The following is a 25,820-nucleotide window of genomic DNA, read 5'->3' as shown; positions in this document are numbered from 1 at the left end:
TATCCGCCCTGTCATTCCTGAAGTCCCGCGAGGCCTGCCGCGAGCAGTTCCACGAAGCCCACGTCCTCCCGCGCCACGCCGAACGCCTCGGCCCGCAGCAGGGTCCGCTCCGCCCAGGCGCGGTGCGGCTTCACCTCGTTCATCTTGTTCGTGTAGGCGGAGCGCATGACTCCGCCGCCGTCCCGCTCGGGCTGCAGGATGTCCCGCGCGTCGCTGTACTCCTCGTGGCTGACCACGGAGAGCGCGTGCACCGGCAGGACGTGCGAGGGGTGGATGCAGGTCTTGCCCTGGAGTCCGTTGGCCCGGTCCAGGCCGATCTCGCGGAGCAGCCCGTCCAGGTCGTGTTCGATGAGCGCGGTGCGCAGCTCCTCGGCCTGCCCCTCCAGGAAGGGGCTGCGCCGCAGCTGCGGCTTGAACATGCGCTCCTGGACCCGGAAGTACTCCCAGACCGGTCCGGTGATGGTGAAGCCGGTGCCGTCGGAGCGGCCCAGGGCGTTCACCACGTCGCCGATGACGGAGGCGACGATCTGGACGTCGTACGCCGTCATGTCGGGCGCGCGCCGCAGACCGTACGCGGAGCAGAAGTCGGTGACGCCGAGCCGCAGCGCGAGCACGCGGTCGCGGTACTTGTCGACGGTGCGGGCGATTCCCGCGAGGGTCTCGGTGCGGGTCTCCAGGTGGAGGAGCTCCGGGGACTCCAGGACGGGCATCGCGAAGAGGCGTCGCCCGCACGCCGCCTCGGCGGCCGTGAGCGCCTCCAGAAACGGAACCCCGCGCTCCTCGGTGAACTTCGGGAGTACGAATCCGGACAGCAGCCGCACCGCGTCGCCGAGCCGGTGCACCAGGTCCGGCAGCTGGGCCGGTTCGCGCACCCGGACGAACAGGAGCGGGGTCTGCACACCGCGCCCGGCGAGGTCGGTGAGCTGGCTCACGAGGTTCGCCTCGGCGGCCTCGACGTCGCCGTCGGCTATCGAATCCTCCAGGCAGAGCACCATGGAGACCACGCCGCGCCGGGCCTGCTTGCAGACGTCGTCCGCGAGCCGGGGCCGCGTCGCGGGGCTGTAGAGGGTCGCGCCGAGGGCGGCCGCGAGCACCGGCGCCGGGGAGTCCGCGTCGAAGACGGCGGGTTCCCGGTGGAAGAGATCAGCGCGCACCGCCGCAGGGATATGCCCGAAATGACGCATGTGAGTACCCCCGAGCTGGCGTGTGGAACGTCGGACATGTGGCCGGTAATAGTACGTAGGGGCGGGTGTCCGCAGTTCCCCTCCTGCGTGAATTCCAGGTAACCCGCAGGTCCCGGCCCTCCCTCGACCGTACGGGAACGGCCCCCCCACGTTGTCCGCACAGGCCGCGGGGAGGCAGGATGACCGGTATGACGCACGCCATGCTGAAGGGCGCGAACGTACCCCTCGACGCCACGGCCGTAAGGGCCGTGCTCCGGTGGACCCCCGGGCCCGGCATCCCCAACGTGGACGCCTCGGCCCTGGTGGTGGGCGCCGACGGGCGTGTGCGCAGCGACGAGGACTTCGTCTTCTACAACTACGTGCGCCACCCCTCGGGCTTCGTGCGCAAGCTGCCGATGAAGCGCGTCCCGGAGGGATCGACCGACACCATCGTCGCGGACCTCACCTCCCTGGACCGCACCGTCGACCGGGTGGTGATCGCCGCCTCGCTCGACCTGGAGGCCTTCGAGGGCGCCACCTTCGCGCACGTGCGCGACCTGCGGATCCTGCTGTACGACGCGACCGCGGCCAGTGACGAGCCGCTCGCGATGTTCGACGTGCAGCCGGAGACCGGCGAGGAGACCGCCGTGATCTGCGGCGAGGTCTACCGGCGCGGGGAGGGCTGGAAGTTCCGCGCGGTGGGCCAGGGCTACCCGACCGGTCTGGTCGGTCTGGCCACCCAGTTCGGCGTCTCGGTCGACGAGAGCGACGCGCCGGAGCCCGCCGCCCCGGCATCCGGCCCCTCGTCGCCCGCGAGCGCGCCCCCGGCGCCGGTGCCCGCCCAGGAGCCCGTCACCCAGGCCGTGCCGCCGACGGCCGCGCCCGGTCAGCCGTACCCGCAGCCGCCCGCGCAGCCCGCGTACGGCTATCCGCACGCGGCCCCGCCCCCGCCGCAGGGCCAGCCGGCGTACGGCTACCCCCAGCCCGCGTCGAACCAGCCCGCCTACGGCTACCCGCAGCCCGCCGCCGCCGCGGCGCACGCCCCGGACCCGAACTTCCGGCTGCCGCCGATGGGGCCGCAGTTCCTCCGGGGCTGAACAGCAGGCGGGGACGACCGGCATCCGGGCCCGAACCACGACGGCGCTGACGGCACTGACGGCCACGGCACTGGCACTGGCTGCACTGCCGACACGGACAACGCTGACGGCCACGGCACACGGCGGCGGGGGGGGCCCCCGGGGGGGCCGGGGGGGCCCCCCCCCCCGCCCCCCCGGCCCCCCCCCCCCCCCCCCCCCCCCCCCCCCCCCCGGGGGGGGGGGCCCCCCCGGCGCCCCCGGGGCCCCCCCCCGCCGCCGTATCCACAGGACTCAGCCGCTCAGCCGAGGATCCAGCCCGCCGCGTCCATCAGGAAGACCGCCGCGTCCTCGTCCGAGTCCGCCTGGTTGTTCGCGTCCACGTCCAGCGCGGGAGGGGTGGTCTTCGTCGTCGCGTCGGCCGACCGGGCCGCCTGCGCCGCCGCGTCCTGCCCCTGCTTGAGGGCCTCGGGAGTCATCGCGACCGCGAGCTGGGTCACCCGGTTGGCCGCCTCGGACGCCCTCGCCGCCGCCTGTGCCGCGGCGGCCGCGGTGGTGGCCGCCTGCGCCTCCCGGTAGGCGCTCGCCGCGTCCGCCATCGCCGCGTCGGCCGCGGCCCGGTTGGCGGGCTCGACGAAGTACCCGACCGTGCGGGACCGGAAGTCGGCACTCAGCGCGCGCTTCTTGTGGCAGGCGAGCGCCGCCGCCTCGTCCTCCGTCTCCTGTGCCTGCGTGCACAGCCACGGCGCCGCGTCGCCGAACACCGCCCGCTCGGCAGACACCCGTTCCGCCGCGCCCGCGGGCAGCACCGACGCGCCCAGCGCCAGTCCGGCCACCGCGGCCAGCGCCGCCGCACGCGTCGCGTTGCGTACTCCCGATCCCGTTGTCTTCAGCACCTCGCACCACTCCCTCTTCTGCTCGATCGCCCCGGACCGCCGCACGCTCCGGGTTGCCCCGGACCGCCGCACGCTCCGGGCTCCTGTTCCGCCCCGCGTCAAGATCAGTTTCGGCACATGTCGCGCCGCAGCGCACGCCCACCGCGTCCACCCGGCTGTCCTCGCCCCGGCTGCTCCCGCACCCGTCGGCGCTACGCCGGACGGCGCGGGCACAGCGCCCGCTCGGCCTCGGCCGGTCCTTCCGGAATCCGCAGCGCCGTCCGCGCCCACGCCCCGGTGAGATTCGCCCAGACCCGCTCGGCGGTCAGCGGCTCGCGCACGGCGGCCAGCAGTTCCGCGGGCGCCGGGCAGGCCAGCGCCCTGCGCCCGGCGGCGACCGCGTCGCGTACCGCGTCCTGGTAGTTCTCGGCGTACGAGCCGGGCACCGCGTAGTCCGCCATCAGCCACTCCGCCGACAGCGACTTCTCGTGGCCGGGCCGCCCCCGCTCCCCCATCTCCAGGTGCGCGGCGAGCGGCGAGGTCAGCCCGAGGGTGTCCACCGCGTGCCCGTCCAGCGGTACGAGTGCGCCGATACTGCCCGCGTTCTGCCCCGACACCACCAGGTCGGTCGCGTGCTTCGGCAGCAGTTCGGTGCGCCCGTACAGCCAGGCCGCGTCCCCCCGGAACAGCAGCGCCCGCGCCGGGCCGATGCCCCTGGCCCGCAGGTCCAGGGCCTCCCGCAGCGTCGGCGACGCCTTGTTGAGGGCCGCGACGAAGGGCTCGCCGTCCAGCGGACGCTCGGTCCCGGTCGCCGCCGACCACCACAGGCGCTCGTCGGTCACCCCGCCGGGCCCGTATCCGCCCCCGTACGCGGGACGCCACACCAGCGCGCTCAGCACCGCCCACACCCCGACCAGCCCGAGCGTCACCAGCATCGCGACGCGCGCCCGGGAGGCGCGGGCGGGCAGCGGCACCACCGCCACCGGCAGCAGCAGCAGGAACAGCGCGGGCAGCAGCAGCCGGGCGTGCATGAAGTCGCCGCCCACCACGACCACGTAACCGGCGCTCAGCAGCCCCGTCCCGAACACGGTCCGCCGCAGCACCTGCCGCGCCCGCGCCCGTACCCCCCTGACCTGGCCCGCGATCTCCGTCGTCCGGCCACCGCGCCCCTCGTGGTGCACCACACCCACCGCGAAGGCCACCACGAGCAGCACCCCGACCAGGCCGAGCCAGTAGCTGCGCTCCAGGTCGACGACGTACCCGATGCCCCGCAGCACCTCGCTGGCCAGACCCTCCTTGGCGACGGCGCTGTTGGGCACGAGCATCCCGTAGTACGCCATGCGGAAGAGCTCGTACGTCGCGGGAAGCGCCAGCGCGCACAGTCCGGACCGCCAGGCGCGCCGCCACGGCACCCCGGCCAGCGACCGCAGCACCAGCAGCAGGCACCCGGAGACCAGGGTCAGCTCCGGACGCACCAGCGGGCCGAGCCCCAGGAGTGCGGCCAGCAGCCCCAGCCGCACCCCCGAGGCCCGCTCCGGAAGCCCGGCGACCAGCCCCGTCAGCGCCCACCAGCACCACCCCAGCCAGGCCATCACCAGCGGGATCTCCAGCCCGGACGTGGTGAAGTCCCAGAACGGCGGCAGCACCGCCACCACCAGGCACCCGGCGGGCAGCACCCGCACGACCGCACTCCGGGGCCCGTCGTCGCCTCCCTCGCCCAGGCCCGCCAGCCGGGCCGTGCCCAGGCTCCCGAGCAGCAGCCCGAGCGGGGCGAGCAGCAGCCCGGCCAGCAGCGCCGCGTCCTCGGGGGCCAGGCCCGACACCCACGACAGGGCGGCCAGCAGCCACGACCAGGCGGGCGAGGTGACCGACTCGACCCGTTCGCCGACGTTGAACACGGGCCCGTTCCCGGCCAGGATCTGACGGACCGTCCGTACGACGATGAGGCCGTCGTCGGACATCCAGCGCCGCTGGAAGCCCAGGACCAGCAGCAGGGCAGGCGCCGCCAGCAGGGCGGCCCCGCGCAGCAGGCGGGTGCCCCGCGGGCCCGGACCGGCCGCGACGGCCGCGCGGACGGCGCCGGCCGTGCGGGCCGGCGCCGGGATCCGTGCGGTCCGTGACGCGGCGGCTTCCGGGCCGGGAACGAGGGTGGCGACGGGTTTGGACACTTAGCCGTCCCTGTCCACCAACCGTGCGACGGCCTGGACGATCCGCTCGCTGGCGTGTCCGTCGCCGTACGGGGACGGGGTGAGAGCGAGCCGTGCGTGCAGGCCGTCGTCCGCAAGCATCGCGTCCGCGGCTCGGCCCAACTGCCGCCCGGGCTGGACCAGTCGGGCGAAGCCCGCCTGGATCGCCTCGGGGCGTTCGGTGGAGTTGCGCACGACCAGCAGCGGCTTCTTGAGCACCGTGCACTCCTCCTGCACGCCTCCGGAGTCGGAGACCAGCAGGCGGGCGTGGCGGGCCAGCGAGAGGAACTGCCGGTGGTCGACCGGGTCGACGGTGTGCAGCCGGTCGAGCGCGTCGCCGAGCCCGGCACGCAGGGCCGCGCCCCGGGTGCGCGGGTGCAGCGGCATCAGCACCGGCAGCGGGAACTTGGCCAGCTCGGTGAGGATCGAGCGCAGCCGCTCGGGATCGTCGGTGTTCTCGGGGCGGTGGATGGTGGCCAGTACGTACGCGTCGTCCTGCACCCCCACGTGCTCCAGGAACCGCAGCGAGTTCTCGACGGGCGGCAGCGACAGCTGCACGGCCTCGACGATGGTGTTGCCGGTCAGCTCGATCCGCGAGGGGTCGACGCCCTCGCCGAGCAGGTTGTTCATGGCGGTGGCGGTGGGCGCGCAGTGCAGGTCGGTGACGGTGCCCGCGACCCGGCGGTTGATCTCCTCGGGCATGTTCCGGTCGTAACTGCGCAGTCCCGCCTCGACGTGGACGACCGGGATGCCGCAGTAGTGGGCGGCCTGGGCGGCGGCGGAGACGGTGTTGGTGTCGCCCTGGACGACGACGGCGCTCGGGCGCTCCTCGGCGAACTGGTTGCCCAGGTCGGTGATCATCCGGGAGATCTGGATGATCTGCGAGGTGCCGCCGACGCCGCGCAGGGTGGCGTGCGGGGCGGGCATCCGGAACCCGGTGAAGAAGGTGTCGGTGAGCGAGGGGTCGTAGTGCTGGCCGGTGAAGATGACCCGGCCGCGGGGCCCGAGGAGGCGGCTGACCTGCGAGAGCTTGATGATCTCGGGCCGGGTGCCGAGGACCACGGTGACCGGGGGTCCGTCGGGTCTGATCAGCGTCTGGCTCCAGGGCACGGCCGCTGGCTGCGCGTTCAAGGGCACCTCGTGGGGAGAGAAGGGATGGGGGAGGTACGGCAGAGGAGTGGTTCAGGGGGTGCGGGGGGCGTCACGCACGGGGGTGGCGGGGGGCCGGTGACCGTTCTTGGGGTCCAGTGCGGGGGTGCCCTTGCCGGGGCAGAACTCCCTTACGGCGGCGGCCGGTTCGCGGGGGATGCGCAGCCGGGTGCGCTGGACGGCGCCCACCAGGTTCGCCACGAAACGGTCCGGGGTGAGCGGCGCCGTGGTGGACTCGCGGAGCTCGGCAAGCCGCCCGCAGCCCAGCGCCCGGCGGGCGGCGGCGACACTGCCCGGGGTGACGGCGGCCTCGTCCTGGTAGCGGGTCAGCACGCCGGGGCCCGGCAGAGCGGTGGCGGGGGCCGCGTACCGGGCGAACAGCCAGGCGTTGCCGAGGTACTTCTCCTGCCCGGGCCACCAGCCCGTCACCGGCACGAGGTGGGCGGCGAGCGGGTCGCCCGCCCCCCACATGTCGGCGACGACGGAGTCCAGCGGGGCGGCGCTGCCCGCCGCACCGGCGAACCCGGCGGCCACCACGGGCCGTGCCCCGCGCGAAGTCAGCGGCAGGGAGCGGTAGTTGCCCTGCGCGGGGCCCGCGTCGAAGTACCACAGGGCGGGCAGGTGCGCCGCCCGGCCGAGTGCGGGGAACGCGGCGCTCCAGGCCCGCTCGCCGGGGTGACGGTCGCCGGTCGTCTGCACCATGTGGGCGCGGGCGTCGAAGAACCGGCCGTCCCCGCCGTCGTACGGCATCCGCAGCGGGGAGACACACACGGCGGCCCAGACGGCGAGCGCCGCGACCACCGTGACGAGCACCCGCCGGACGGGCAGCGCCATGACCGGCAGCAGCAGGGTGAACAGCGCGGGCAGCACGGCGCGGGCGTGCAGCTGGTCGCCGCCGACCCGCCAGACGTACAGTGCGAGCAGCGCCCCGGCGAGCACCGGCGCCCCGGCGAGGACGCTGCCCCGGCCCTGCCGCAGCACGGTCGCCTCCAGCGGGGTACGGCGCGGCGCGACCAGCTTGTCGGCGAAGGAGTAGATCAGGCCCAGTCCGCCGAGCAGCACCAGCGGCAGCAGCATCCAGTAGGAGTCGACGAAGTCTTCGAGGTAGAGGCGGCCGCGTTCGTGGTGCACGCCGGTGGCCTCGTGGGCGACGGCGGGCAGCGGCAGCAGCAGGCCGTAGTACCCGGCCCGGAACGTCTCGTACGCAGCCGGGAGGGCCAGCGCGGCGGCCAGCATCCCGAGCGTGGTGCGCCGGGCGGGGCGCAGCATCCACAGCAGTGCGCCGACGAACACCAGGGAGGCGAGGCCGAGTTCGGGCCGCACCAGCGGTCCCAGTCCGGCGACGAGGGCCGCGAGGTACGGGAGCATGCCCGCTGGAACGGTGAACACCTCGCCCGCGCCGCCCTGCGGGCGGCAGGCGATCAGCAGCCGCCAGGCCGCGGCGGTCCACAGGAACACCAGGCCGGTGTCGAGTCCGGCGGCGCTGAACTCCCAGACGGGCGGCAGCGCCAGCAGCACCAGCAGTCCGGCGGGCAGCATCACCAGGGGGCGGCCCAGGAGGTGGCCGTGCAGGACGCGCGCGCCGTCGACGGCCAGGGCGAGCCCCACGGCGGCCAGCAAAAGGCCCAGCACAACGGCGAGTTGCGGCAGTGCGGGAGCCGGGGTGAAGGCACCGAGGGCGAGCAGCAGCCCCTGCCAGAGCGGGCTGAGGAAGGCTTCCGCGCGCTCGCCCGCGTTGAGGACGAGCCCGTTCCCGGCGAAGAACTGGCGGGCCGTGCGCAGGTGGACGAGGGTCTCGTCGGCGACCCAGCGGCGCCGGAACCCGAGGAGGACCAGTGCGGTGGCCCCGCCGAGGGTCAGCGCCGTGTTCCACCAGGGGAGCAGCCGGGAGGCAGCGGCGTCGGCAGGAGGAGGGGAGCCATGGGTGGCCGATGCGGGAACCGCGTCTGCTCGGGCGACCATGCGCACTCCTCGGGGCTGGGCGGGGGACGGGAGGCTGCCGGGCGGGGAGGGGCGGTTTTCGAGGCCGCCGCCTCCCCGGCCCGGAGGCCGTACTGCGCACGCATCGCTGCGCTGAGGAGGGGTACGGGGCCCGGCGCTCGCGCGCAGGGGCCGCCCGGGGCACTCGACGGTGCCGGGGCAGATGGCCCATGGGTCCGGCGGCCGGGCGCACGTCGTCGTGCGCCCGCCGTCGGAAGGGGGCCGGGACCGTGGGTCCCTGCCGTGACCTGACCTACCGGCCCCGGCAGGGGCTCGGCCGGTCAGGCCAGGCACGGGCCGGGCCTGTCGGTCCCGGCGCCCGGTGGGTCAGTCCTGGCCCCAGCCCGGCTTGTGGCCGCCGCCGTTCGGCTTCGGCTTGGGCTTCGGCTTGTCCGTCTTGTCGACCGTGGTGGTCGTGGTGGACGTGTTGTCCTTGGTGTTCGGGTCCGTCACGGTGGGCGGCGGGGTGACCTTGGCCGTGTTGGCGACCTTGCCCGCGCGGGACGCGGTGCCCATGATCGTGATGGTGGCCTTGCCACCGACCGGGACGTCGACCTTGGCGTTGATGTTGTTGCCCGAACCGGAGGCGCCCGCACCGCACTTGGCGCCGTTGCTCGCGGCGCACTTGTAGGTGACGCCGAAGATCGAGGACGGGACGGCGTCGGCGACCATGGCGCCCATGGCGCTGGCCGGGCCCTTGTTGGTGACGGTCAGGGTGTAGGAGACCTTGCCGCCCTCCTTGACCTTGGCCGTGCCGGTCTTGACGAGCGCGAGGTCCGCCGGGGCGTCGATGACGACGTTGCGGATCTCGTAGTTGCGCGTCGCACCACCGGTGGAGGCGCCGAAGCCGAGCTTCAGCGTCGCCGGGAGGGCGGCCTGGCCCTTGCCCTTGGTGATGTCGTAGTCCTTGATGACGACCTTGCCGTTCAGCGTGACGGTGAGGCGGCCCTTGCCGTCGTAGCTGAGCTTGACCTTCTTGCCGGCCGCGCGGTCGCCCTCGATGCCCGCGCCCGGCTTGGTGCCGGTCAGGTACTCGAAGCCGGTGTTGGCGTCGCCGGAGCCGCGGACCGCGACCGAGTCGGGCGAGTAGCCGAGCGCGTTGTCGTAGCCGCCGAAGGGCTCGGTGCCGTGGCCGTTGCCGGCCGCGTCGGAGGAGTAGTTGCCGTACTCGTCGAAGCCGACGCCGATGTAGCCGCCGGTGACGCCGGTGCGCGGGGCCGGGCGGGGGTCGCCCGGCTTGCAGAACGCGCAGGAGTAGCCGAGGCCGGGGCCGGTGGCACCGGCCTCGGTGTCCTTGGCGCCGTCGATCAGGAAGGCGCTGAAGCCGTCGCCGTAGTGGTCGAAGCCGGTGTGGCCGTCGGTGAACTTCGTGCCGCCGTGGGCGGCGTAGTCGAACTCGACGGTGAAGCCCTGCGTGGAGGGGAACGCCTTCTGGAGGAGGGCGACGCCCTTCTGGTCGTTCTGCGCCGGGGTCAGCTGCAGCCAGCCGCCGTCCAGCTTCGCGGAGCCGGCCAGCTTCCAGTCCGGGGCGGAGGCGCCGGAGAAGGTCTCCTTGACCGGGAACGGGGAGGCCATGGCGGCCTTGTTCGCGATGCCCGTGGACGGGGACTGCGCGGCGAGCTCGCGGACCTGGTCGACCAGGAGCTGCGCCGTGCGGTTGCGGACCCGGTCGTTGCCCGGAGCGTTGCGGTCCATCTCGGCGAAGGCTGCGGCGATCACCGGGTTGTCCTTGGCCATCCTGGCCTTGGTCTCGGCGGTGATCTTGGCGGCCATCTTCTTGGCGACGGCGGCGATCGGGTTGTCGTCGTGCTTGACGGTCTTCACCGTCGCGGCGTCCGCGGCCGCCGTGTCCGCGAACGCGGGGGTGGACATGAAGGCCGAGAGGGCCAGGGAGCCGGTGACGACCGCGGCGGGGAGGCGGCGGGTCACCCGCTTCGTGCTGCGGACTGCTGAACTGGCTGACACTTGCTGTCTCCAAGAGGTGGTGTTCCGACAGTGCGTCCGCCGCCCCCTGCGTACCCAGGAGTGAGAGCACGAACACACTTGGTGATCTTTCCGTGCTCTGCATATCAACATCCGGGGATGAATATGCTGATTTCTATAGCATTTCGCCCCCTAATGGACATATCGGTTACTTGCATCGGCCTAACGGGATTCAGACGCACCGGAGGGCGGCATCTGACTCTTCGTCAGATGCCGCCCTCGACCCCGGCTGCCGTCAGACCGCGATGCGCGCCCCCGCACCGTCCCGCCGACGACGTGCGTAGACGACTGCGGCGAGTGCGAGCGCCGCCCCGCCGAGGACCCACGGGTCGACGAGCGGGATTTCGGCCCGTGGCACCACGGTGAAGTCGTCGATGTCGGTGTAGTTGGTGATGCTTGAGGCACTTCGCGGGTCGTAGAAGGACGTCGTGCCGGAGAAGATCCGCACCGCCCCCGGCTCGGCGTCGGCCGGCACCTCGTACGTCACCCGGATCTCGGCACGGGAGCCCGGGGGCCACTCCTTCCCGTCGAGATCGTCCGCGTCCACGGCCCACTTGCAGCCCGCCTGCGGGTTCTTCGGGTCGCCGCCGTCCAGGTCCACCCACCCGGCCGGGCAGGTGTAACTCGTGTACCAAGAGGGATACGAGCTGTCGTTGTACAGGAGGATGCGCACCGATTCCGGCGTCACGTTCGTCGTGTCGTTGGTGACCGTGATGACGCCGTCCACCCGCTGCCCGGGCATCACCTGCTGGCCGCTCGGGGACAGCGTGGCCAGGACACCGCGCCCGTCCATCCTGACGGCCTCGGGCCCCTTCGGCGGGCGCTCGGCCCGTGCCGCGGCCCAGCCGGTTCCGGCTGGGCCGATCAAGCTGCCCAGCAGCAGAGCAACAGCGACAACACGCCTACGCATCATGTTTTCTCCAACGGAAGGGCCGGCCGGATGGCGATCGGTTTGCCGGGGCGCCTCGACCGTAGGTCGACGCCACGCCCCAATCGGCCGCAGACACCCGTGCGCCCACCGCTTGCACCCGGCAAGGTCAATGACGCCGATCAGCAGATGACAAGCCAGTAGCACCGCGGAACGGCCGCGCAGGCGCCGCGACATGACGCGAGGCCCGCACCGGGCGGTGCGGGCCTCACTCCTGTCCGTGGAACTCTTCAGTTGTGATGACGGGCCGTCATATGCCCTATGAGCCTGGCTGGTTAACCTCAGTGACCGCCACGGCGTGCGGCCGCCAGGGTGAGTCCGCCGCCGAGCAGCAGCAGACCCGAGAGACCGCCGATGGCCCACAGCGCGTCGGTCCCGGTGCCCGTCTCGGCGAGCATCCCGCTCCGCCCGCCCTGCGGCAGGTGACGGGGCTTGTGCCCGCCCGGCTTCTTGCACGGGTTCTTCGCACCGGGCTTGTGGCTGCACGGCGTGACCGGCTTGACCGGCTTGCACGGGTTCTTCGCACCCGGCTTGTGGCTGCACGGGTCGGGCTTCGGCGGAATCGGCGGCACGACGGTGGGCGGCACGATCTCCACCGTCGCCGAGCACACCTTCTCCGGCGGCTCGTTCGGGTCGCCCGGCCAGCAGTTGTACTCGGTGTTGACCGTGTTGCCCATCATGGCCCCCTTGCCCTTCGGGAGCCCCTTCAGCGCGTCCTTGCGCACGGTGACGCTGAAGGTCACGACCGCCTTCTCACCGATCTTCAGCGGACCGGTCCACTTCAGCTTGCCCTCCGCGAAGGACACCGAGCCCGGACCCTCGACGACCTTGATGTCGTTGTTGTAGTCCGCGTACTTCAGCACGTCGGCGATCGGGTCCACGACGTAGTCGAAGTCGGGGTCGCCCTCGACCTCGGCCTTGCCGGTGTTCTTCAGGCTCCAGGTGTACGTCACCTTCTCGCCCTGCTTGACCTTCGCCGGGAACGCCGTCTTCGCCGTGTCGAGGTAGGCGATACCGCCGCCCGTGGAGCAGGTCGGGTCACCGGTCTCGCAGTGGCCGGTGTCCTTGCCCGCCTCGTCGTCATCGTCCACCGCACGCCGCAGGCTGCGCAGCGACGACAGGTCGTAGCTGGACCGCTGCCGGTTGGCGATGATCATGTTGCCGAAGTTCCTGCGCTTCACCGTGATCGAGTAGACGATCCGCACGGACTCACCGGCCCTCAGGTCACCCTGCCAGGTGAGCTGCGGTGCGGTGTTGGGCCGGTAGGTGATCCGGCCCGCGGGCCCGAACGCCACGTGGGCGTCGTTGTTGTAGACCGCGTCGTCCAGCACGTCCGTCAGGTCGTCGAAGATCCGGGGGCCCGCGGACCCGACCAGGTCGACCTTGCCGGTGTTCCAGGCGGTGACCTCGAAGAAGTACTTCTGCCCGGCCCTCGGTCGGGTGGGCCTGCCCACCTTCGCGGTCACCACTTCCGCGACCGGCACCCGGGTCACGCACTGCGCGTCCCCGCCACCGCTCGCGCAGTTGGAGTCCGGCACGGTGACGGCGTTGTCCAGCACCTTGTCGCCGGAGGCGATCCGCGGCGTCCTGACCGTGTACGTGAGGGTCAGCTTCGCCCCGCGGGCCAGCGGCCCCGTCCACGTCAGCTTTCTGACGGCCGGGTCGAAGACCGGCGCAGCGGCCGGAGCGCCGTCGACGTCGGCAGTCGGCGCACCCCGCAGCGCGGCGGCGTCGAGCACCTCGGTGAGATCGTCGGTGACCGTGACGACGTCCCGGTCGGCGCCCGGGTTGCGGACCTCGACGGTGTAGGTGACGTTGTTGCTCGATCCGGCGACCTTCTGGTTCGCCCTCTTGCTGACCTGGAGCGGCTGCTCGACGAGCCTGACGTTCGTCCGGCACTCCGCGGCCCGGCCCGACTCGCAGTTGGAGTCGTCGACGCGCACAGCGTTGTCGAGCAGTTTGTCGCCCGTGAGCGGGTTCTTGACCACCACGTCGTACGTGAGCACCAGCTTGGCGCCCGCGGCCAGCGGGCCCTTCCACGTGATCCGCTTGTTGGCGGCGTCGAAGAGGGGCACGGCGGCGTCCCCGCCGTTGACCCTGGCGGCGGGCGCGCCCGTGACGTCGGCGGCGTCCAGGACGGCCGACATGTCGTCGACGACCTGCACCTCGTCCCGCGCGATGCCGGGGTTCTCCACCTCGACGGTGTAGGTGACGGTGTCCGCGCCCTCGGCCGTCGGCCTGCTGACGGTCTTCTTCGCCTTCAGCGGCACGTGCGTGAGCTTGACGTTGGTCTTGCAGTCGGCTTCGGTGGAGCCCGCCTCGCAGTTGGACCGGTTCGCCGTGACGAGGTTGTCGAGCTGCTGGTCGCCGCTCGGCTTCTTGTTGGCCCGCACCTGGTAGGTCAGGCGGACCGTCTTGCCCTTGGGGAGGTCACCGCTCCAGGTGAGCCGCTGGTTGCCCGGGTCGTACGTCGGGGCGGCGACCGGGGCGCCGTCGATGGTGGCGCTCTGCGTCCCGTGGATCTGCGCGGCGTCCATGACCTTGGTCATGTCGTCGTAGATCACGGCGGGCTTGATGTCGTCGTCGCCGATGTTGGTGGCGTCGACGGTGTAGGTCACCACCTCGCCGTTCTGCGCGGCGCTCTTGTCGACGGACTTCTTCAGCTTCAGGTTGGGCGGCGGCGGGTCGATGCCCACCAGGCGGCCGTACAGGCACGCACCGGTCGTGGAGTTCTCCGCCGTCTGCCAGGTCTGGATCAGCGGGTTGGACGGCGAACAGGTCACCTTGCCCGAGCCGTCCCGGATTCCCTCGCGGAAGCCGCGCAGGTCCAGCTCGTAGCGGCGGCCGTTGGCGGAGGTGAACGGCTCGACGTTGCCTCCGCAGTCGATGGTCACCGGGTCCGGCACCAGGCCCGGCCTGTTGTCGGTCTCGATGACCTTCCAGGTGCAGACCACGTCCTTCCCCTGGAGGAAGAAGTGCAGCTTGCCGCGTACCTCGGGATCGGTGCCGATGGTGCGGATGACGTTGTTGTAGCGGGAGAGCTCCGCCATCTGGAACTCGACCTCGACCGCCTCGACCTGCTTGACCGAGGACTTGAAGCCGATGGCGCTCTGGTTGTTGACGTTGTTCGCCGGACAGGAGCGGTGGCCCGACCAGGTGGCGATCACCTCGTCGGTGCTGGGCCCCGGGTTGATGAGACCACCGCAGGGAAAGGTGGTCTTGTCGTAGTCGGAGATGGAGGTGGTCGGGGCGCTTCCGAAGTCGACGGTGTCGGCGAACGCTGCGCGGTTCTTGCGCGGGGCGGGGGCATCGGCGGCGAAGGCGGGCACGGTCGTGCCCGACATCAGCGTGGCCAGGCCCACGGTGACGACACCGGCCCGGGTGAACCGATGTCTCAGTACGGCGGGCGCGAGCGGCCCGCCGGGTCTGACAGAGGCGACTGACATCAATCCTCCGCTTTCTTCCTAGCAGGTGGACGGGGCTGCCGACCGTAGGCCGCCGAGCCGCTCGGGCAGCGCGTAGACACCCGTATGCGCCCTGCTTGCACCCGGAAAGATCAGCAGAAGACGGGAAAAGCCCGCACCGGGGGCACCGGTGCGGGCTTCGCCTTCTTCGACGTGCTGTTCAGTTGTTGTCCTGACGCTCAGTCAGATGCCTCACGGCATCCACCTGTTGACCTCAGTGGTTGCGACGGCGCGCGGCCACCAGGGTCAGACCGCCGCCGAGCAGCAGCAGACCGGAGACGCCGCCGATCGCCAGCAGCGAATCGGTGTCACCACCGGTCTCCGCGAGCTGACCGGTGCCGCCCATCGCCGTGTGCCGGGGCTTGTGCCCGCCCGGCTTCTTGCACGGGTTCTTCGCACCGGGCTTGTGGCTGCACGGCTTGACCGGCTTGACCGGCTTGCACGGGTTCTTCGCACCCGGCTTGTGGCTGCACGGATCGGGCTTCGGCGGGACCGGCGGAACGATCTCGACCGTCGCCGAGCACACCTTCTCCGGCGGCTCGTTCGGGTCGCCCGGCCAGCAGTTGTACTCGGTGTTGACCGTGTTGCCCATCATGGCCCCCTTGCCCTTCGGGAGCCCCTTCAGCGCGTCCTTGCGCACGGTGACACTGAAGGTCACAACCGCCTTCTCACCGATCTTCAGCGGACCGGTCCACTTCAGCCGGCCCTCCGCGAAGGACACCGAACCCGGACCCTCGACGACCTTGATGTCGTTGTTGTAGTCCGCGTACTTCAGCACGCCGGGGATCGGGTCCACGACGTAGTCGAAGTCGGGGTCGCCCTCGACCTCGGCCTTGCCGGTGTTCTTCAGGCTCCAGGTGTACGTCACCTTCTCGCCCTGCTTGACCTTCGCCGGAGACGCCGTCTTCGCCGTGTCGAGGTAGGCGATGCCACCACCCGCGGAACAGGTCGGGTCACCGGTCTCGCAGTGGCCGATGTCCTTGCCCGCCTCGTCGTCATCGTCCACCGCACGCCGCAGGCTGCGCAGCGTCGCCAGGTCGTAGCCGGAGCCCTGGACGTTGTTCACGAAATTGTTGCCGCCGCGGTTCTGGCGCCTCACGGTGACCGTGTAGACGATCTTCACGCTCTCGTTGACCCGCAGGTCGCCCTGCCAGGTGAGCGACTTGCCGGCCGCCGAGTAGGTCAGGCGTCCGGCAGGGCCGGACGTGACGCGCGCGTTGTTGTTGTAGACCGCGTCGTCCACCACGTCCGTGAGGTCGTCGACGACCTTGGCCGCGGCGGCGCCCACCAGATCGACCTTGCCGGTGTTGGTGACGGTGATCTCGAAGGTGTACGTCTGCCCCACCTTGGGCGTCCTGGGACGGCCCGCCTTGGCGGTCGTCAGGTCCGCGACCGGCACGCTGGTGCGGCATGCGGCGTCGGCGGTGGTCTCGCAGTTGGAGCCCGGCACGACAACGCCGTTGTCCAACTGCTTGTCACCGGCGGCGACCAGCGGGGTGCGCACCCGGTAGGTGATCTCCAGCTTGTCGTTGCGGGCCAGCGGACCCGTCCACGTCAGCTTCTTGGTCGCCGCGTCGTAGACCGGGGCCGCGGCCGGCGCGCCGTTGACCGTGGCGGTCGCCGGGGCGCGGAAGGTGGCCGCGTCGAGCACCTCGGTCAGGTCGTCGGTGACGGTGACGGGGTTGCGGGCGGCGCCCGGGTTCTCCACCACGATCGTGTACTCGACCACGTTGCGGGAGCCGGCGACCTTCTGGCCGACCGTCTTGCGGACCTTCAGCGGCTGTTCGACGATCCGCACGTTGGTCTGGCACAGCGGGTCGGCCGAGCCGGCCACGCAGTTCGAGTCCGGCACGCTGATCTTGTTGTCGAGCAGCTTGTCCCCGGAGGCCGGGTTCTTGACCTTCACCTGGTAGGTGAGGAGCAGCTTCTTGCCACGCGCCAGCGGACCCGTCCAGGTCAGCTTCTGGCCCGCCGCGTCGAAGGCCGCCGTACCCGCAGGGGCGCCGTCGACGGTCGCGCTCGGCGTCCCGTCGAAGTCGGCGGCGTCCAGCACCTTGGACAGGTCGTCGGTGACGGTGACCGAGAGGCGGTCCGCGCCCGGGTTCTCGACCTCGACGGTGTACTTCACGATGTCGTCGGACTCCGCGGTCGTACGGTCGACGACCTTCTTGACCTTGAGCGGCGTCTCGATCGTGGTGACCTGGGTCTTGCACTCCGGAGCCGTGCCGGCCTCGCAGTTGGAGCCCTCGACCTTCACGACGTTGTCGAGCTTCTTGTCGCCCGCGAGCGGGTTCTTGATCTTGACGTCGTACGTGAGGACCAGCTTGGCGCCCGCGGCCAGCGGACCCTTCCAGGTCAGCTTCTTGGCCGAGGCGTCGAAGGTGGCGGCCACGGTGTCGGTGCCGTTGACCTTGGCGCCGGACGTGCCGGTGTAGTCGGCGGCGTCCAGGACCTGGGTCATGTCGTCGACGACCTCGACCTCACCGCGCGCGTTGCCGGGGTTCTCGACCTCGACGGTGTAGGTGACGGTGTCGCCCGCCTCGGCGGTGGTCCGGCTGACGGACTTCTTCACCTTGAGCGGCACTTCGGTGATCTTGGTGTTGGTCTTGCACTCGGCGGCCGAGCCGTTGGCGCAGTTGGAGTCGGGCGCCGTGATCACGTTGTCGAGCTCGTTGTCGGTGCCCGCGAGCTTCTTGGTGCGGACCCGGTAGGTGATCTCCACCTTCTGGCCGACGGCCAGGTTCCCGCTCCAGGTGAGCTTCTTGGTCGCCGCGTCGTAGGTGGGCGGGTCGGCGGGCTGGCCGTCGATGGTCGCCGACTGCACACCGGTGATCTCCGCGGCGTCCATGACCCTGGTCATGTCGTCGGTGATCGTCGCCGGGTTGAGGGGCGCGGTGCCGGTGTTGGTGCCGGTGACGGTGTAGGTCACGACGTCGCCGTACTGGGCGGTGGCCTTGTCGACGGTCTTCTTGACCTCAAGCTGCTGCGGAACGCCCACCAGACGGGCGTACAGGCACGCGCCGGTGGTGGTGCGCTCCTCCGTCTGCCAGGTCTGGATCAGCGGGTTGGTCGACTGGCAGGTCACCTTGCCGGAGGGGTCTCGGACGCCCTCGCGGAAGCCGCGCAGGTCCAGCTCGTACTTCTTGCCGTTGGCGGAGGTGAACGGCTCGATGGTGCCGCCGCAGTCGATCGTGACCGGGTCCGGCACGTCACCGGGACGGTTGTCGGTCTCGATGACCTTCCAGGTGCAGACCACGTCCTTCCGCTGGAGGAAGAAGTGCAGTTTGCCGGTGGTCTCGGGGTTCGATCCGCCACCGGTGATCACGTTGTTGTAACGCGACACCTCGGCCATCTGGAACTCTTTTTCGACCTCTTCGACCTGGTTGACGGCGGTCTTGAAGCCGATGCCGCTCTGCGTGCCGGGCGCGACGCTGTTCGCCGGGCAGGCGCCGCCGCCCCAGAAGCCGGAGCCGCCGGACCAGGTGGCGATGACCTCCTGGGTGCTGGGCCCCTGGTTGATGTACCCGCCGCAGGGGAAGCGGCCCTTGTTGAAGTCGGAGAGCGACGCCGTGGGCGGCTCGCCGAAGTCGATGGTGTCGGCGAACACGGCACGCTTGCCGCCCGGAGCGGGCTGGTCGGCGGCGAACGCCGGCGCGTTCACGGCCGACATCAGCGTGGCGACACCAACGGTGACCACGCCTGCCTTGGTGAATCGACGTCTGAGTTTCGAGGGCCATGGGCGGCCGCTGTGTCGAACGGGGTCGACTGACATCAATCCTCCTTCTCTGTCTGGTGGTTGATGGGTGAGGGGTGCGGAGTGGAGACCGGCATGCTCTGTTCCGGGGCCCTTGCCGTCATGCGCCGGAGCCGGTGTCGGTGTCCTCCTTCGCAGGAGAGGGGACGTGCGGTCGCACGCCGGACTTCGCGGGTGTGCTGCCGGGCTGGCCCGGCACCCCCGCGAGTCCGGCCACCGGCCTGGACGCCTGTTCCAGCGCGACCAGGGCGGCGAGCAGGAGACCCAGCAGCAGCGCGGTGCCGTACCAGGTGAAGAACATGTGCTTGTCCAGGTCGTTGCTGCCGTCGCTGAACATCACGGCCCAGAACTGGGCGAGGGTGGCCACCGACATCCCGGCGAGGATCACGCCGGTGCCGCGCAGACCCGGACTGAGCCGGCGGCGGGTGGCGATCCACAGGCCGAGCCCGATGGAGCCGAACCACAGGGCCGGGAAGACGACCCAGCGCACCGGCTTGACCAGGTGGAAGGCGCCGGAGATCAGACAGACCCGGCAGTCCTTGGCGTAGGGGGCGTTGCCCGTGTTCTCGGCGTAGTTGCCGAGGTAGCTGGCCCGGCCGTTGACCATGCCGACCATGCCGCGGTCCGCCATGCCGATCAGGCGCTCCGGGTGCCGGGCGTAGAAGGACATCAGCAGCGGGGTGTTCACCTGGTCGTAGAAGAGCCGGTAGTCGTCGCTCCAGGTGAGGCCGGTGCCGTTGAGGCGGGTGCCGGTGTGCTCCACGAAGCGCGGCGGCAGCCCGAGTTCGGCCAGGTCCTCCTGGGGGGTGGGACTGTTCGGCAGCAGCTCCACGAAGACCTGGTGGTAGTTGTACATCTCCTGGAACCAGATCGGCTTGGCGGCCTGGTACGCGCCCGTGGTCAGCGCCAGCACGCCCGCGAGCGCGAGTGCGGGCAGCCGCACCAGCAGACCGCGCACGGAGCCCCGCAGCAGCCCGCCGCCCGAAGGGGCCGGGACCTTCTTCTGCCAGGGCAGCTTCACCGGGCGCAGCAGCAGCACCGGCAGCACCGCGAGCACCACGGTCGCCGTCTGCGTCTTCGCCAGGACGGTGAACACCGTGACGCCGGTCAGCACCAACAGGTCGGCCCAGTGCGCCTGTTGGCGGCGCACCACCCGGAACATCATCGCCAGCACGAAGACCATGCCGACGATCGCGGCGGACTCGTTCAGCGGCGAGATGAAGTACAGCGCCACCGTGGAGTCGAGGGTGGCCGCGGCCAGAAGCCCGGTCACCAGGGCCCGCATCCAGGTCTTCAGCGGCAGCGACACGAACAGCAGGGCGGTGGCCGCGCCGAACAGCAGCGCGCAGATCATCCCGAGGACCCGCAGGTCCAGAGCGCCCGCGTAGCCGAACAGCGGGGTGACGGCCTTGGCGGCCTCCAGCAGGTAGCGGGCGGTGGAGGCGTAGACCTCGCCGCCCGATCCGCAGGTCTCGCCGTACCACGTGTGCTCGTCGTAGCGGGTGGTGATGAACTCGAAGGCACGGCGGGTGTCCGCGTCGTGCACGATGACGTCGAGCTGGCAGGTGAGCCGGTGGCCGTCGTAGTTGTCGGCCATGCCGACGGTGCCGCCGAGGAAGAGCCGCGCGAGCATCGCGGCGGCCGCCAGGACTCCCACGATCAGCGCGGTGCGCCGGATGCGGGAGGTGGTGCTCACCGTCGGCCGGTAGACGGCGGCGTGCCGCTCTTCGGACGTGGCGGCGTCGGCGTCCTGGGAGACTTTCGATCCTTCGGGAATCACTGAGGTCATGACGATCCGCCTGTCGTGGTGCGGTCCTTCGTACGGTCCTTCTTCGCCGAGCCCTTCAAGGCGGCCGTGGCCGCGCCCTTCGGGACGTAGAGGGAACCGGTTCTCAGCTCGCTGGCGTCGGCCTGGCCGACCCAGCAGTGCACCGCCTGGTCGGAGTGCGCGATCTTCGGATCGGGCAGGAGCGCGTACCGGGCGGGCAGGGCGCGGCCGCCCATGTAGGCCCGTACCGTCCTGGCGCAGCGCTCCTCGGGCGTGATCCGCCCCTTCACCGGGGGCGTGAATCCGGCCGACTCAGCCTGGTGCGGCTTGTCGCAGCCGACGTTGCGCAGCTCCTTGCCGACGGTGGTGCGGCAGAGCCGGAAGCGGGTGCCGGACCCTTCGCGCAGGATGTTCTTGAAGGGGCGGCTGAGCATGAAGCTCTGGAATTCCTTGCCCTTCTCGTGCTCCATCACCGCATCGCACCGCACCGTGCGCACGCCTTGGCTCCACTCCTTGCGGGTGGGGCCGAAGGCGGTGACGTGGATGCCGTAGAACGGCTGGTCGACGCGCGCGCCGAGATGGTCGGCCAGTTCCTTGACCGGGCACAGCGGGCCCATCGAGGTCGCCATCAGGAAGGGGCTGGGCCGCTCGTCATAGGCGGCGACGGGGCCCGTGAGCGTCTTGACGGAGAGCGTCTCGGTGTTGTGCGGGCTGTTGCAGACGACCGAGGGCGCACTCTCGGAGACGACTTCGAGCCCGGCGTCGAAGGCCGAGGTCAGCCGGTGGCAGGTGCCGTCGCGCCAGTCGGTGGCGAGCGGCCCCTGCCCGACGGTGAACGCGGGAGTGCAGCTCGTGGCGCCCAGCAGCGCGGCGACCGCCAGCGCGGCGCGCAGGGCCACGAGCCCTGCGCGCCGGTGGCGCCGCGGTGACGACGTCAGGGTCGGGTTCACCGGGGCCCCGTTCCGCCCGCTCCACCGAAGGTCTCGGCGTTACGGAGGGTCTTGGGCCACTCGTGCCGGCCGCCGAGGAGGCGGAAGAGGGCACGCCAGGCGATGACGTAGATCAGGAAGTTGTACGCGATGAGACCGAAGCCCCAGCCGAGCGCGCGCGGCACGCTGATCGCGGTCTCGGAGTAACGGCGGTAGAGGTAGCCCCAGATCACGAACTCGCCGAGGCCGATGGCCGCGTAGAAGGCGAACATCAGCGCACCGCCGAACAGCAGGTACTCGCCGACGAACTCGGTGTAGAGGCTGTTGTTCTGGATGAAGACCAGGACCGGGATCGGGAAGACGATCGAGCCGACGATCTGCATCCACGGCTGGAAGAGGTAGTAGGTGACCTCGACCAGGCCGCTGTTGGTGAAGTTGCGGCTGGCCCAGACGTTGCGCAGGTAGGGCAGGCACTGCATGGAGCCCTGCGCCCACCGGGTGCGCTGGGCGAGCAGCAGGGACAGCTCGTACAGGCCCTCCTGCTCGACCCAGGAGTCGACGGTGTACGCGTTGCGCCAGCCGCGCAGCATCAGGCGCAGACCCAGTTCGTAGTCCTCCAGGAGCGCCTGGCCCCAGGGCTCGCCCGTCTCGCCGGCGATGGAGGACAGGGCGGACATGCGGACCAGCTGGCCGTTGCCGCCGACGTTGATGGTGCCGGTGCGGCCGCGCAGCATCTGCATGGCGGAGATGGGGCCGCGGAACTCGATGTCCTGGAGGCGCACCAGGGTGCGGGCGTACCAGTTGGCGAACCGGCTGCCGTCCTGGAGCGGCTGCCGGACGTCGCGGTTGATCATCCGGACCTCGACCTGGACGGCCGCGATGCCCTCGTCGCCGAAGAGCTTCTCGCCCGCGCAGACCTGGAGGAGGTTCGCGGAGGGCACGCCGTCGGCGTCGACGACGATCATGACGTGGTGGTCCTGCTCGTCGGCCGGGATGCCGGCCGCGATCTGCTTGTACGCGTGGTTGAGCGCGTCGCCCTTGCCGGTACGGGCCAGCGGCAGCACCCGGCTGAGCAGCCTGACGCGGTCGTTGCCGCGGGCACGCTCGGTGGCGATGGCCGCGGTGGCGTCCTCGGAGGCGTCGTCGATCACCCAGACGTTGGCGGTGGGGAAGGTGCCGGTCAGGTAGTCGAGGGTGTCGCCGAGCACCGCCTGCTCATTGAGCGCGGGGATGACGAAGTGCCAGGTGAAGGCGGACGGGTCGGCCGGTTCGTGGCGCAGGTAGCGCACGTATCGCTCGACCAGCATGGTGACGTAGATCAGGAAGATGACGGCCAGCAGCAGCGAGAGTGCGATGGAGATCGGCAGCAGGGTCATGTCACTGCTCCCTGGCTGCGCGGCGGCGGATCATCGCCCAGCGGACGAGGAGGATTCCGACGGCGATGGTGACGGCCGCGATCGCGATCTTGACGCCGAAGGAGAGCACTCCGGTCATCGCCAGGCCGCCCGGCTTCTTGGGGATTTGGTACATGTCGTTTCCTTGGACCTCTTCGAGTGCCGAGTGCCGCGATTACCGGTGCGAGACGGATTCCCAGCGCCCTTTTCGCCCGTCCTGATCGGCGAAGAGGATGCGCATGTAGAGGAAGTACGCGACGACAATGCCGACGAGCACGACGAGCGAACCCACGACCGTGTGGCCCCAGCCGAATCCGGCGAGGACTCCCCAGTTGCCGACGAACTGGGCAATGATGAGCAGTCGCATACAGTTCGTAATAAATACGATTGCAATAGCGATTCCGGTTGCCAGGAGCACCCGCCCGACATTTCCGCGGCCCCGCAGGCAGAGTGCGGAAGCAAGCAGCACCGGGAAGACGAGAATGCTGGTGCTGCAACCGTAGGAAATACGGAGGCCCATGACCGACTCGCCGAGCTGGAAGTAGAAGTCCGGGTGGTTCGGGACGTTGTGCACCCAGGCGCCGAGGAGTTCCTGGATCAGGAAGCCGCCGATGTGGGCCTCGTAACGGCGGTAGTACGCCTCCCCGAGCACGGCGGCGAAGGCACAGACCACCATGGCCACGGCCAGGGCGGACCGGACCCGCTGGGCGCCGGGGGGCTCGGGCTTGGTTTCGTGCGCACTGCGCGGTCTCGGTGGTGCTGGTGGGGCTGCGGCTGACACGCCGTGTTCCGTCCTTCCATCGCCGCTCCCGGCCCGGTGCGCAAGAGGCGCACCAGGACCCGGAATACGGCCGGAGAACGGGATACCGAAGATCCCGCCGGAATTCCCCGGCCACTGACTTTCCGTGCCAGAGATTAATTGACCAGCTAAAAGCTGGTCAGATTTCTTCAGCCCGGCACGCCAGTGGTTTTCTTCGCCACTCGAACAGTGCAGCGGAAATGCAGTAATGGAGGTTTAAATATGCTCAACGCCGCCCACGAGTGGACGGCGTTGACGTTTCACGGTGCTGTGGCGGGCTTCAGGCCTTGGTCTTGTACCCGCGTCCCCACTGGAGTCCCCACCCGTAGAGGCGGTCCAGTTCGGCCTGGAATCCGTAGACGAATTTCACCTCGCGGCGCACGGTCAGCCCCTCCTTGCCGTTCTCGATCGTGAAGACGGCGCAGGAGCGGGCCTGCGGGGCGCGCTCGTCGAGGGCGATCTCGATCCGGGGCCCGTTGCTGGGGTAGAGGGTGACGACGGCGTGGGTGCGGTCGAAGGCGGGGGTCTGGTCGTAGATGTAGACGAAGACCAGCAGCCGCTTGATCTCCTCGCGGTGGTCGAGGTTGATGAATATCGTCTCGCCGGAGGGGGCGCCGAACCGGTCGTCGCCGCTGAGCTTGACGTACGGGGGCGCGTTCATGTCGCCGAAGAAGCCGCCGAGGGGCTGGACGACGCCCTTGCTGCCGTCGTTGAGCTCGTAGAGGCAGCCCAGGTCCAGGTCGACGTTGACGACGCCCTGGGTGTGCGCCTGGACGGTCTCGGGCTGGAAGAACTTGAAGGGGCGGCTCAGGAAATTGCCGTCGTGCTTCTGCCGGCCGCCGATGTCGGAGGTACGCATCCGCCAGGAGAGGTTGACGCGCAGGCTGCCGGTGTCGGCGCCCTGTTTGCCGAGCGAGACCGTGGGGTGCCGTTTGGTCAGCTCGATGGAGTTGGTCGCGGCGCTGCCGGAGTCGAATTGTGCCGAACTCCCCCGCCAGCCGCCGAGGCTGTCGCGAATGCTGTCCCAGAAGGCCATCGGGCCCCACCCCACCTCTGTCGCTCCCCGCCCGTGCCGGACACGCCCAACGGGGCGGCCACAGGGGCGGTGTCGCCCTGTGGCCGCCCCGTTGGGAGCGTTCCTCAATCTTCTCCGGGTCACACCCGCGCGCGGGCGGGACCTCGCTTCGGGTCAGACCCCGGAGGAGACTTCCTTCTTAAAATCCGCTCCGCCCGCCGCTTCCTCGGCCGCGATCCGCTTGTTGCGGCGTACCGAGGACCAGAAGGACCAGGCGATCAGGATGACACCCACGGAGCCGGTGATGACCTCGTGGATCTCGTACTGGATGGTGACGAGCAGGATCACGGCGAGCGCGCCGATCGCGTAGTGCGCGCCGTGCTCCAGGTAGACGTAGTCGTCCAGGGTTCCCTGGCGGACCAGGTAGACCGTCAGCGAACGTACGTACATCGCGCCGATGCCGAGGCCCAGCGCCATCAGGACGATGTCGTTGGTGACGGCGAAGGCGCCGATGACGCCGTCGAAGGAGAACGACGCGTCCAGGACCTCCAGGTAGAGGAACATGAAGAACGCGGCCTTGCCCGCCAGGGCCATGCCGGTGTTCTTCTTGCCCGAGCGCTTGGCCTCTTCCTCGGCCTCGTGCTCGCGCTCCTCGTCCTCCTCCAGCTTGTTCTCGAAGAAGCCGGAGAGACCGCCGACGATCAGGTACGTGATCAGGCCGGCGATGCCGGAGATCAGTACCGTCTCGGCCTTGTTGACGTGTGTGCCACCGTGCTGGTGGGCGTTGACCGCGAAGGTCATCGAGGTGATCAGCAGGACGATCAGCGCGATGCAGACCGACAGCATGTCGACCTTGCCGAGCTTCGCGAGCGGGCGCTCCAGCCAGGCGAGCCACTTGATGTCCCGGTCCTCGAAGATGAAGTCCAGGAAGATCATCAACAGGAACATGCCACCGAAGGCGGCGATCGACGGGTGCGCGTCGGTCACCAGCTGCTTGTACATGTCCTTGTCGGTCATCGCCAGGTCGACGGCCTCGATCGGCCCGATCTTGGCGCTGATGGCCACGATGACGACGGGGAAGACCAGACGCATGCCGAACACGGCGATGAGCACGCCGACCGTGAGGAAGATCTTCTGCCAGAAGGCATTCATCTTCTTCAGGATCCCGGCGTTGACCACCGCGTTGTCGAAGGACAGCGAGATCTCCAGGATGGACAGGATCGCCACGATTCCGAAGCCGGTCCACCCCCCGTAGAGAACCGCCGCGACCAGGCCGAGCGCGGTCACCGCGAACGACCAGCCGAAGGTTTTCAGGACCACTGGCTACCCCATCGATTGAGTGGTGCTCTCCCCCGCTGGG

The 25,820-nt window shown here is 70.5% G+C and carries 17 protein-coding genes; 1 reads left to right on the top strand and 16 read right to left on the bottom strand.

What is annotated here, in order from left to right; translation table 11 throughout:
* Positions 1-11 precede the first annotated feature (11 nt).
* A complete protein-coding gene (locus tag ACIO3O_RS16260; protein WP_401745840.1) occupies positions 12-1,184 on the bottom strand; it encodes an HpcH/HpaI aldolase/citrate lyase family protein in 1,173 nt (390 codons plus the stop codon).
* 188 nt (positions 1,185-1,372) lie between these two features.
* Between ACIO3O_RS16260 and ACIO3O_RS16255 the strand changes: the two genes are divergently transcribed.
* A complete protein-coding gene (locus ACIO3O_RS16255; protein WP_401745919.1) occupies positions 1,373-2,260 on the top strand; it encodes a TerD family protein in 888 nt (295 codons plus the stop codon).
* Between the two features lie 278 nt (positions 2,261-2,538).
* Here the strand turns inward: ACIO3O_RS16255 and ACIO3O_RS16250 are convergent, their stop codons facing one another.
* The 15 genes from ACIO3O_RS16250 to ACIO3O_RS16180 all read right to left on the bottom strand — a co-directional run bounded on the left by ACIO3O_RS16250 (position 2,539) and on the right by ACIO3O_RS16180 (position 25,780).
* Positions 2,539-3,132, bottom strand: a complete 594-nt coding sequence (locus tag ACIO3O_RS16250) for a hypothetical protein (protein ID WP_401745838.1) — start codon at positions 3,130-3,132, stop codon at positions 2,539-2,541.
* A 191-nt stretch (positions 3,133-3,323) separates the two neighbouring features.
* Positions 3,324-5,279: a hypothetical protein gene (locus tag ACIO3O_RS16245; RefSeq protein WP_401745836.1), complete on the bottom strand. Its 1,956-nt coding sequence runs from the start codon at positions 5,277-5,279 to the stop codon at positions 3,324-3,326.
* Positions 5,280-6,428: a non-hydrolyzing UDP-N-acetylglucosamine 2-epimerase gene (wecB, locus tag ACIO3O_RS16240; protein WP_401745833.1), complete on the bottom strand. Its 1,149-nt coding sequence runs from the start codon at positions 6,426-6,428 to the stop codon at positions 5,280-5,282. It lies immediately after the preceding gene.
* A 51-nt stretch (positions 6,429-6,479) separates the two neighbouring features.
* Complete coding sequence (locus ACIO3O_RS16235; protein WP_401745830.1) at positions 6,480-8,408, bottom strand: hypothetical protein; 1,929 nt, start codon at positions 8,406-8,408, stop codon at positions 6,480-6,482.
* A gap of 345 nt (positions 8,409-8,753) precedes the next feature.
* On the bottom strand, positions 8,754-10,391 hold the full coding sequence (locus ACIO3O_RS16230) for a hypothetical protein (RefSeq protein ID WP_401745827.1): 1,638 nt from the start codon (positions 10,389-10,391) through the stop codon (positions 8,754-8,756).
* A 253-nt stretch (positions 10,392-10,644) separates the two neighbouring features.
* On the bottom strand, positions 10,645-11,322 hold the full coding sequence (locus ACIO3O_RS16225) for a hypothetical protein (protein WP_401745824.1): 678 nt from the start codon (positions 11,320-11,322) through the stop codon (positions 10,645-10,647).
* A 296-nt stretch (positions 11,323-11,618) separates the two neighbouring features.
* A complete protein-coding gene (locus ACIO3O_RS16220) occupies positions 11,619-14,783 on the bottom strand; it encodes an isopeptide-forming domain-containing fimbrial protein (RefSeq protein ID WP_401745821.1) in 3,165 nt (1,054 codons plus the stop codon).
* A 232-nt stretch (positions 14,784-15,015) separates the two neighbouring features.
* Positions 15,016-18,498 (bottom strand): isopeptide-forming domain-containing fimbrial protein, encoded by a 3,483-nt coding sequence (locus tag ACIO3O_RS16215; RefSeq protein WP_401745817.1) that lies wholly within the window; start codon positions 18,496-18,498, stop codon positions 15,016-15,018.
* A gap of 157 nt (positions 18,499-18,655) precedes the next feature.
* Positions 18,656-20,344 (bottom strand): hypothetical protein, encoded by a 1,689-nt coding sequence (locus tag ACIO3O_RS16210; RefSeq protein ID WP_401745814.1) that lies wholly within the window; start codon positions 20,342-20,344, stop codon positions 18,656-18,658.
* Positions 20,341-21,273 carry a septum formation family protein gene (locus ACIO3O_RS16205; protein WP_401745811.1) on the bottom strand — a complete coding sequence of 311 codons (933 nt, stop codon included), beginning with the start codon at positions 21,271-21,273 and terminating at the stop codon, positions 20,341-20,343. Before ACIO3O_RS16205 ends, ACIO3O_RS16210 begins: the two co-directional genes overlap by 4 nt.
* Positions 21,270-22,628 (bottom strand): glycosyltransferase family 2 protein, encoded by a 1,359-nt coding sequence (locus ACIO3O_RS16200; RefSeq protein ID WP_401745808.1) that lies wholly within the window; start codon positions 22,626-22,628, stop codon positions 21,270-21,272. The genes ACIO3O_RS16205 and ACIO3O_RS16200 overlap by 4 nt, the downstream gene beginning before the upstream one ends.
* A 1-nt stretch (position 22,629) precedes the next feature.
* Positions 22,630-22,782: a hypothetical protein gene (locus ACIO3O_RS16195; protein WP_401745806.1), complete on the bottom strand. Its 153-nt coding sequence runs from the start codon at positions 22,780-22,782 to the stop codon at positions 22,630-22,632.
* A 39-nt stretch (positions 22,783-22,821) separates the two neighbouring features.
* A complete protein-coding gene (locus tag ACIO3O_RS16190) occupies positions 22,822-23,427 on the bottom strand; it encodes a hypothetical protein (protein ID WP_401745803.1) in 606 nt (201 codons plus the stop codon).
* 298 nt (positions 23,428-23,725) lie between these two features.
* A complete protein-coding gene (locus ACIO3O_RS16185) occupies positions 23,726-24,481 on the bottom strand; it encodes a Tellurium resistance (RefSeq protein ID WP_401745801.1) in 756 nt (251 codons plus the stop codon).
* A 153-nt stretch (positions 24,482-24,634) separates the two neighbouring features.
* A complete protein-coding gene (locus ACIO3O_RS16180) occupies positions 24,635-25,780 on the bottom strand; it encodes a DUF475 domain-containing protein (RefSeq protein WP_401745798.1) in 1,146 nt (381 codons plus the stop codon).
* Positions 25,781-25,820: the final 40 nt, after the last annotated feature.

It is taken from the genome of Streptomyces sp. NPDC087440 (assembly GCF_044744005.1).
Classification (GTDB): Bacteria; Actinomycetota; Actinomycetes; order Streptomycetales; family Streptomycetaceae; genus Streptomyces.
This window is presented reverse-complemented; position numbering and strand designations above follow the sequence as displayed.